Origin of the sequence: Vibrio sp. OPT46, assembly GCF_015163535.1 — a bacterium.
Classification (GTDB): Bacteria; Pseudomonadota; Gammaproteobacteria; order Enterobacterales; family Vibrionaceae; genus Vibrio; species Vibrio alginolyticus.
In genome coordinates this window covers 16,113-25,362 of sequence record NZ_JADDYG010000842.1, presented here as the reverse complement: position 1 = coordinate 25,362, position 9,250 = coordinate 16,113, and the positions used below count along the sequence as shown (strand labels likewise).

Annotated in this window: 10 protein-coding genes; 4 read left to right on the top strand and 6 right to left on the bottom strand. The window is 41.5% G+C overall.

The window, feature by feature from the left end:
• The 4 genes from IQR33_RS34860 to cysN form a co-directional block, all read left to right on the top strand.
• On the top strand, positions 1 to 602 hold a 602-nt coding region (locus IQR33_RS34860; RefSeq protein WP_228014217.1), incomplete at its 5' end, for an SLC13 family permease.
• A 29-nt stretch (positions 603 to 631) separates the two neighbouring features.
• Positions 632 to 1,546 (top strand): sulfate adenylyltransferase subunit CysD, encoded by a 915-nt coding sequence (gene cysD / locus IQR33_RS29380; protein WP_049534422.1) that lies wholly within the window; start codon positions 632 to 634, stop codon positions 1,544 to 1,546.
• A 2-nt stretch (positions 1,547 to 1,548) separates the two neighbouring features.
• On the top strand, positions 1,549 to 2,178 hold the full coding sequence (cysC, locus tag IQR33_RS29375) for an adenylyl-sulfate kinase (RefSeq protein WP_054576848.1): 630 nt from the start codon (positions 1,549 to 1,551) through the stop codon (positions 2,176 to 2,178).
• A gap of 12 nt (positions 2,179 to 2,190) precedes the next feature.
• On the top strand, positions 2,191 to 3,606 hold the full coding sequence (gene cysN / locus IQR33_RS29370; RefSeq protein ID WP_054576847.1) for a sulfate adenylyltransferase subunit CysN: 1,416 nt from the start codon (positions 2,191 to 2,193) through the stop codon (positions 3,604 to 3,606).
• Between the two features lie 37 nt (positions 3,607 to 3,643).
• Here cysN and IQR33_RS29365 read toward each other — a convergent pair whose 3' ends face one another.
• Genes IQR33_RS29365 through rfbB form a run of 6 tightly spaced genes read right to left on the bottom strand, consistent with a single transcriptional unit; the run spans position 3,644 to position 9,060 of the window.
• Positions 3,644 to 4,519, bottom strand: coding sequence for a glycosyltransferase family 2 protein (locus IQR33_RS29365; RefSeq protein ID WP_054576846.1), 876 nt, complete (start codon positions 4,517 to 4,519; stop codon positions 3,644 to 3,646).
• Positions 4,520 to 4,531: 12 nt separating this feature from the next.
• Positions 4,532 to 5,332, bottom strand: a complete 801-nt coding sequence (locus IQR33_RS29360) for a sulfotransferase family protein (RefSeq protein ID WP_054576845.1) — start codon at positions 5,330 to 5,332, stop codon at positions 4,532 to 4,534.
• Complete coding sequence (locus IQR33_RS29355) at positions 5,329 to 6,018, bottom strand: WbqC family protein (RefSeq protein ID WP_193837508.1); 690 nt, start codon at positions 6,016 to 6,018, stop codon at positions 5,329 to 5,331. The genes IQR33_RS29360 and IQR33_RS29355 overlap by 4 nt, the downstream gene beginning before the upstream one ends.
• 21 nt (positions 6,019 to 6,039) lie before the next feature.
• On the bottom strand, positions 6,040 to 7,122 hold the full coding sequence (locus tag IQR33_RS29350; RefSeq protein WP_054576843.1) for a DegT/DnrJ/EryC1/StrS family aminotransferase: 1,083 nt from the start codon (positions 7,120 to 7,122) through the stop codon (positions 6,040 to 6,042).
• Positions 7,112 to 7,996 carry a glucose-1-phosphate thymidylyltransferase RfbA gene (rfbA, locus tag IQR33_RS29345; RefSeq protein WP_054576842.1) on the bottom strand — a complete coding sequence of 295 codons (885 nt, stop codon included), beginning with the start codon at positions 7,994 to 7,996 and terminating at the stop codon, positions 7,112 to 7,114. The genes IQR33_RS29350 and rfbA overlap by 11 nt, the downstream gene beginning before the upstream one ends.
• Positions 7,996 to 9,060 (bottom strand): dTDP-glucose 4,6-dehydratase, encoded by a 1,065-nt coding sequence (gene rfbB, locus IQR33_RS29340; protein ID WP_017634983.1) that lies wholly within the window; start codon positions 9,058 to 9,060, stop codon positions 7,996 to 7,998. The genes rfbA and rfbB overlap by 1 nt, the downstream gene beginning before the upstream one ends.
• Positions 9,061 to 9,250 lie beyond the last annotated feature (190 nt).

Here is a 9,250-nt window from a genome sequence, read left to right as displayed (position 1 = left end):
GGCTGCTCAAAGGACCACAAGAAATTGTCGCTGTTCTTGGCTTTTTTAGTGCTATCGCCCTCGCAGCTATGGAGATAGCTCCACTGCTGCACAACCTGATCTTGTTGCTTGGTGTTCTACTATTAACTGGAGCACTGAAAACGAATGAAATTATACGAAGGCTACCAGTCCAGATATGGCTAGTAATTTCATCTGCACTTTTGCTGTCTCAGGCATTAGATAATAGTACAGCAGTCGACCTCCTGCGGAGCGCAATGACAGAACAAGCTGAATTTATGAGCCCATTGTCAGGGCTTATCATGGTTTACTTGGTCACTTTATTGCTAACGGAGTTGGTCACCAACAATGCGGCGGCGGCCTTAGTCTTCCCCGTTGCTTATGCCCTCGCGACGAGTCTAGATGCAAATCTTCACAGCTATATTTTAGCTGTCGCGTTCGGCGCAAGTGCAAGCTTTATTAGCCCATATGGATACCAAACCAACTTAATGGTTTACAATGCAGGTCAGTACTGTATCAAGGATTATATAAAGATTGGGGTGCCGATGAGTATTACGTATAGCGGTTTAGTATTAACGGCTATCACAACTATCTATGGCGTTTAACTCCCTCATCGAATCAAAGAGAGACCGGAATGAAACTTTCTCCACAACGAATGACTCACCTTAAGCAGCTTGAGGCAGAATCTATCCATATTATGCGTGAGGTAGCTGCCGAGTTTGATAACCCAGTGATGCTTTACTCTGTTGGTAAAGACTCTTCAGTGATGCTACACCTTGCGCAGAAAGCCTTTGCGCCTGGCATTCCCCCGTTTCCACTTATGCATGTTGATACCACATGGAAATTCAAAGAAATGATTGAGTTTCGTGACTACATGGCGAAAAAGCTTGGTATGAAGCTGATTGTGCACCAAAATCCAGAAGGGCTTGCGATGAACATCAGCCCATTTGTGCATGGCAGCTCAAAACATACTGATATCATGAAGACACAAGGCCTAAAACAAGCCTTAGATAATCATGGCTTTGATGCTGCTTTTGGTGGTGCTCGTCGTGACGAAGAAAAGTCTCGCGCGAAAGAGCGTGTTTACTCTTTCCGTGATGAACATCACCGCTGGGATCCTAAAAATCAACGCCCTGAGCTTTGGAATATCTACAACGGCAAAGTAAACCAAGGCGAGAGCATTCGCGTATTCCCTCTTTCTAACTGGACTGAGCTGGATATCTGGCAATATATCTACCTAGAGAGCATCGAGATTCCAAGCCTGTACTTTGCAAAAGAGCGTCCCGTCGTTGAGCGTGACGGTATGTTGATCATGAAAGATGATGATCGCATGGAGCTTCGTGAAGGGGAGACGGTAGAACAACGCATGGTTCGCTTCCGTACACTAGGCTGCTACCCATTAACGGGAGCGGTTGAATCTCAAGCAACAACGCTACCAGAGATCATTCAAGAGATGCTGCTTACAACCACTTCTGAGCGCCAAGGCCGTGCCATTGACCATGATAGCTCTGGCTCCATGGAGAAAAAGAAACGTGAGGGTTACTTCTAACTATGACCTCGCCGTATCAAAAGAAGCACAATGAGTCTGTGAGTGACGATGTGGTTTGGCATAACACCAGCGTAACTCATGAAGATCGTGTTGCGCTTAAGCAGCAAAAGCCTGTTGTACTTTGGTTTACCGGACTTAGTGGCTCAGGAAAATCGACCGTCGCTAACGCGGTAGAAAGCAAGCTATTAGCGTTAGGTAAACATAGTTACCTTCTTGATGGTGACAATGTGCGCCACGGTCTAAACAAAGATCTTGGCTTTAGTGATCTAGACCGTATTGAGAACATTCGCCGCATTGGCGAGGTGGCTAAACTATTTGTCGATGCCGGGAACATTGTTCTGACCGCGTTTATTTCGCCATTTATCTCAGATAGAGAGCAAGTGCGCCAGTTAATGCAGCAAGGCGAGTTTTTAGAGGTGTTTGTTGATACTCCACTCGCAATCTGCGAGCAAAGAGATCCTAAAGGCCTGTATAAAAAGGCACGCGCAGGTGAGATTAAACACTTCACTGGCATCGACTCTGAGTACCAAGCGCCTATATCTCCAGAAATTCACATCAAGACAGCTGAGCTGTCTGTCGAAGCGTGTGCCGACCAAGTGATTCAAGCGCTCACTGAAAAAGAATACATTTAAAAGGAAGTCATTATGTCTCATAGCTCTGAGCTTATCGCTAAAGACATTGAAGCGTACCTAAACGTACATGAAAACAAAGACCTACTTCGTTTCTTAACTTGTGGTAACGTTGATGACGGCAAATCTACACTGATTGGTCGCCTGCTATACGACAGCAAGCTGATTTATGAAGATCAAATGGCTGCGATCGAAAAAGATTCTCAAAAGTTCAATACGACAGATGAAGCGTTCGACTTAGCACTACTAGTCGACGGTCTACAGTCCGAGCGTGAACAAGGCATCACGATTGATGTTGCCTACCGCTACTTCTCAACCGACAAGCGTAAATTCATCATCGCCGACACTCCAGGACATGAACAGTACACTCGTAATATGGTTACGGGTGCTTCTACCTGTGATCTTGCGATTGTAATGGTTGATGCTCGCCACGGTATCCAGACGCAAACACGTCGTCATAGCTATATCTGTAGTCTACTTGGAATTCAGCACGTTATCGTTGCCGTTAACAAAATGGATCTGATGGACTACAGCCAAGAGGTGTATCAGAAAATCAAAGCCGATTACCGAGATATGGCAAAGAACTTCAACATCAAGGATATCCGCTTTGTGCCAATCTCTGCTCTAAAAGGCGACAATGTTGTCACTCCAAGTGAGAACATGGATTGGTACCCTGGCGCTACATTAATGAAGCTGCTTGAAACAGTTAAGATTAACCAAGACATCAACACTGAAGTCATGCGCTTCCCAGTGCAATATGTCAATCGCCCAAACCTAAACTTCCGTGGTTTTTGTGGCACCCTTGCTTCAGGCATTGTACAGGTTGGTGATGAGGTTACTGCTCTTCCATCGAACAAAGTTTCTCGCATCAAATCTATCTTTACCTTCGATGGTGAGCTAAAAGAAGCAATGCCGGGTCAAGCCATCACCCTAACGCTTGAAGATGAAATCGATGTGTCACGCGGCGATATGCTTGTCCATTCCAACAACATTCCGGAGGTTGTAGACGCTTACCAAGCTCATATCGTTTGGATGGATGAATCTCCGATGCAAACGCATAAAGAATACCTATTCAAATTTGCGACTAAAACCTGTACAGGTAAGGTTTCTCAAATTGAGCATAAGGTTGATGTCAATACACTTAAGCAGCATGATCATAAAAATACGCGCCTTGAGTTAAACGAGATTGCACTCGCCTCAATAAAGCTTACCGATAAAGTTGCAATGGATGTTTATCAGCAGCTACCTCAAACTGGCGCTTTTATCATTATTGACCGCATTAGTAACGTGACTGTCGGCGCGGGTATGGTGTCATCGATACAATTAAACCATACTGAAGAACCAGCTCGTGTTTACTCAGAAGCAGAGAAAGAGCTCAATGCTTATGTATGTAAGCACTTCCCAGAGTGGGGCTGTGTAAAAATAAACTAAATAAATAGGTGGGCCATAAACATATCGCTCACCTATTTTATTGGGAAGGGTTAGAGAATATTAGATTTCTGATCCTCTCCTTTATCGCCTTCCTTTGAGATTTTCGCGCTCTCTGTTTATATTTTCTTATTCGATTGTTAAATGACTTTAAGTTCACTCCATCCAAGTCTTGTTTTAGTGACTCCAAACTATTGGCCATTGCTAACAAAAAGTCTCTCTGATTTTCGTGAGAGGACGAGGATATCCTTGTTGAAAAAGAATCTTTTTGATTAATTCTATATACAGACATTGGTTCAGGTAAGTAGACTCCGCCTCCCTTTACAGAAGACATAATCTGCATAAAATAGTCCCCACATGGCATTAATTTAATAGTGCTTGATGAAGCTAGGGATAAAGCAGACTTACGGATAAATAAAGATGCTGTTGGGCAGTAATCACCATCTCCTAGTATAACTTCATCAGTAGAAACGTAATGGGTCCCCTCAAAATGATTTGAGACTAGCTCTCTATTGCCTTCTGGGTCCTCTGAGTATGCTGGGTGAAAGCAAAGGTCTATATTTGGGTTCCCCTCTAAAGCATCAAATTGTTTCTGTAGCTTTGTATTATCTATCCAATAGTCATCACCTTCGCAAAAAGCTAAGTACTCTCCTTTAGCCTTTGGTGATAAGTGTGACAATGCTAGAGTTCGGATGCCTTTAGAGTAAAGATTTTCATCAGTATACATTCGAACTATGTTCGAATGCTTTTCACATATCTCATCAATAATTTCTCTACTATTGTCCGTAGAGAGATCATCATAAACAATAACTTCAAATTCGAAATCACAGGACTGGTTGAGAAAGCTATTAATTGTTTTTTCAATATATTTAGAGTGATTATAACAAACACAAAGAATTGAAACTTTAACAGACATATTATTACCGACCTACAAGTAGTGTTCCAACTTACTCTCTTTAACAAAATCCTCTATACGACTTACAATATCTGCATCAAGGCTATTTTGCCAGCTTATGTCTTTATCCTTGTTTTTGAATACAGAGTAGGTAGTATCAACCTTCTTTTTTGATATAAGAAATGACTTAGTTTGTGAGGTAAGCTCTAGCCCTAGAAAAGCGAATATATCTTCAACTTGTTCTAGAGGGTCTTCTAGCAGCGCACTATAGTGCACAAGTTTAAAGTTATCTGGATACAGCTGAGAAAGTTTTTCAAATAACTTTGTAGTCTCCACCCACTTAGACAGACCAAAATATTCTTCTTTTTTCTCTAAGTTTTTCTTACCTGCATAGATCAACTCTTCTTCCAAAAGCCAGCCTAAATCGGATCTAAATTCTCGCTTTGCATTATACCAACTGCTAATTACAGCTCTCGGGTCTCTAACCAAGCCTAAAACCTTTACATCAGGGCACTTTTTGATCATATTCTCTATGATATGATGGTATCTAACTTCCTTATATACGATAGTACCCAAATGATTGTTCTTTTCGAATATAGGCTTACGACCTTCCTTTCGTTCAGCATCTTGACGAATAAAAGAAGAGTTGGTTTGTGCAATGTTATTAAAAAACGCATCGATATCATCTTTTTTAGAATTTTCATCTAGAAATGATTTAAACTCGTAGGAAAAAAGCGGCTGATATAGATAGTTAACATCAGGAGAGCTATTAATAATCTCACCTAACCAAGATGAACCGGATCTTGGCACAGAATGAATTGCAAATCTTTTCATATTAAATAATCCATCAACTGGGTCTTAGGTACATTAAAAATGATATCAAGTATTGAAAGTCCTGGCTCAAAATCACTTGTCTGAGTATGCGTATATGGTTTTAATGATACATTTAGGAATTCTAGAGTTAAGCCTTGAGATCGAAAGTTCGATTCACTGTATAAATCCCGCCCTCCAGGAGGATTGATATAAGTGTCACCAGCTAATTTAACACAAGTATCTATAACTCTATCTTGTCCTTTAAGATTTTTATTATTCAGACTCGATGAAATTATAATTTCAGTATCAATATCTAAATAAGATTTTATTTTTTCTATAGAGTTTAGAATGAAAAGAAATAGATTATCTTCTTCATCCAACAAAATATCACTAAAAATCTGATATCCTTCATCAAAATTTGGTGACTTTCGATAAGACTCTCTAATCTTATTTAATAGTTTAGTTCTTTCTTTCAAGAATGTTGGAGATATAAAACGCTCTCTAACATCAAGGTAATCAGAGTCTTTCTTAATAGGAATGGTAAAAGTCTCTACTTTCCCTGAAGCACTTAAGTAACGGTTACGATTTATCCACCCTTTCTTGGTGTACTGAATATCATCATAAACAACAAATTTATCTACAGAAGCCAAGAGCTGCCAGTAGCCAATATATGGTAAAAAATAAGGCTGCATAATAGCAATTTTCATACTATAAGAACTCTCACATGGTTAATTTAATATCAATTCTATAACTTTACATACTGCTTCAACATCATTTGAAGACATACTGGCATGTAGCGGTAGACAAATAATTCCTTTTGATATCTTCTGACTTATAGGGCATCCAAAGCTCAGATTATCAGGGTAAGCAACATCTAAAGATGGTGTAAAATATCGTCGATGTTCAATATCATGCTCAGACAAAGCATCAAGTAGTCTTTCCTGCTTGTCTTTATCTCTAACGAAAATTGGCATGTAAGCACCGTTATACGACGCTTCGGGTAGCCAAAGAGGTAATTCAACATAAGGTTCTAAAAGCGTCCGGTACAAACTAAACAGGTTGGATCGATGCTCAATTACCTCTTCAATCTGATCAAGTAGTGTTAATCCTACTGCGCATTGGTACTCATTCAACTTTGCATTAATACCTGGCTCGCCTAATTGTCCATTCGCTTGAAGACCAAAGTTAATGAACTCTTTCGCACGTAAATAATCTTCATGCCGCTTGAATACAATTGCACCACCTTCGACTGTATGGAATATCTTAGTGGCATGAAAACTCAATGTACTAGCATCGCCAAAGTTTAAGAGAGACTCCTGACCAACCTTAACTCCAAATGCATGAGCAGCGTCGTATAGAACTTTGACCTTATATTGCTCTGCAATTTCTTTGAAACTCTCAACTTCACAAGGATTTCCATATACATGTGTTGCAACAACACCATCTACTTGAGAATTTGCTTCAAGAGCTGCTTTCAAAGCATCTGGAGATAAGTTATAAGATTTTGAATCGATATCGCAATAGCTCACATCAATACCTTGCCACATCAACGCTGATGAAGTTGCAACAAAGCTAAATGGTGTAGAGATCGCGGATTCAATTCCTAAAACTTTACATGCCACCTGAAGTGCCAGCGTACCATTAGAAACTAACAATAAGTTTTTAACACCCAAAAACGTTTCAAGTCGTCTAGTAAGCTTTTCATGCAATGGCCCAAAGTTAGTATACCAACCACTCTCATTTACTTGAGATAAATAGTTAGAAAGCTTAGTTAAGTCTGGGGCTAATGGACTGTTAAGTTTAATTGTCATCTTCGCTCACAATGCTTGATAGGTAGATACCATAATTGTTCTTCTTAAGGGCATCAGCTGCCGCCATTAACTTCTGTTTGCTAATCCAACCATTGTTAAAGGCAATTTCTTCCAAACATGCAATCTTATAACCTTGTCGTTTCTCTATCGTCGAAACAAATTGAGCAGCTTCGAGCAAGCTTTCGTAAGTACCTGTGTCTAACCAGGCAAAACCACGCCCTAACATTTCAACATTGAGCTCGTTTGCTGTTAGGTACATTTGATTTAATGTGGTAATTTCCAGCTCACCTCGCTCTGATGGTTCGACTTGCTTAGCTCTACTCACGACTTGGTTGTCAAAGAAGTACAGCCCCGTCACAGCATAGTGGCTCTTTGGCTTAGCTGGTTTTTCTTCAATAGAGATAGCTTTTCTGTCGGCGTCAAACTCAACCACACCAAAGCGCTCAGGGTCTTTCACTTGGTAGCCAAACACCGTAGCCCCATTGCCACTCTCTGCCGTCTCAACCGCTTTCTTTAACTTTGGAGTGAACCCTTGCCCATAAAAGATGTTGTCACCCAGCACCAAACATACTGAGTCATCGCCAATGAATTCTTCACCAATGATGAAGGCTTGAGCTAAGCCGTCTGGACTTGGTTGAATCGCGTATTGCAACTCAATGCCAAACTCTGAGCCATCACCCAATAGGCGCTGAAATCCTTCCTGGTCTTCTGGCGTGGTGATGATCAAGATTTCACGAATGCCCGCAAGCATCAGTACTGACAACGGGTAGTAAATCATTGGTTTGTCATAAACCGGCAGTAACTGCTTAGAGACACCGCGTGTAATAGGGTAAAGGCGAGTGCCCGAGCCACCTGCTAAAATAATGCCTTTCATTATTCGCCCGCTCCTAATCGCTCTAAACTGTATGAACCATCAAGCACGCGTTGCCACCATTGCGGGTTGTTTAGGTACCATTCCACGGTTTTACGAATGCCGCTTTCAAAGGTTTCTTCCGGCGTCCAGTTAAGCTCTTGAGCAATCTTGGTCGCATCAATTGCGTAGCGCACATCATGACCGGGGCGATCTTTGACATAAGTGATCAAAGATTCATAAGACTCAACACCTGCCGGCTTGTCTGGTCGCAGCTCTTCAAGCAAAGCACAAATGGTTTTCACTACTTCGATGTTTGCTTTTTCGTTATGGCCACCGATGTTATAGGTTTCACCGACTTCACCTTCGTTGACTACTTTGTAAAGCGCGCGGGCATGGTCTTCCACAAACAGCCAATCTCGGATTTGCATACCATCACCGTACACAGGCAACGGCTTGCCATCGAGGGCATTTAAAATCATCAGAGGGATCAACTTCTCTGGGAAGTGGTACGGGCCATAGTTGTTGGAGCAATTGGTGACAAGTGTCGGTAAACCATAAGTACGCTGCCAAGCGCGAACTAGGTGATCGCTCGAAGCTTTAGATGCAGAATATGGGCTGCTCGGCGCGTATGAGGTGGTTTCGGTGAACAAATCATCCGTTCCCTCTAGATCGCCATACACTTCATCCGTAGAAATATGATGAAAACGGAATGCCGATTGGCGCGCTTCATCTAAGCCCGACCAATATTGACGGGCCGCTTCGAGCAGATGGTAAGTGCCCATCACGTTGGTCTCAATAAAAGCAGCAGGACCATCAATAGAGCGATCGACATGAGACTCAGCCGCTAAATGCATAACCATATCGGGTTGATGCTCTGAAAACACGCGATCTAGTTCAGCTCGGTCACAGATATCTACTTGCTCAAAGTAGTAACGTTCACTCTCTGAGACATCAACCAGTGATTCTAGATTCCCTGCGTAGGTCAGTTTATCTAAATTGATGACGGTATCTTGGGTGTCACGAATGATATGTCGGACAACAGCTGACCCAATGAAGCCTGCTCCACCGGTTACTAATATTTTCATTACAAATGTTACCTACGTTAATTTTTGTGCCATCAGATACACATGAATACTTTATGATTATTGTAGTTTATAGACTCACTCGAGCATCGTTAGACTCAAGAAGGCTTACTTAGAGCAATCAATATAAAATGATAAAAAACTCAATTAAGATTGAGAAGCATAACCGTCCTGAAAATGTTCAAAATCGGAT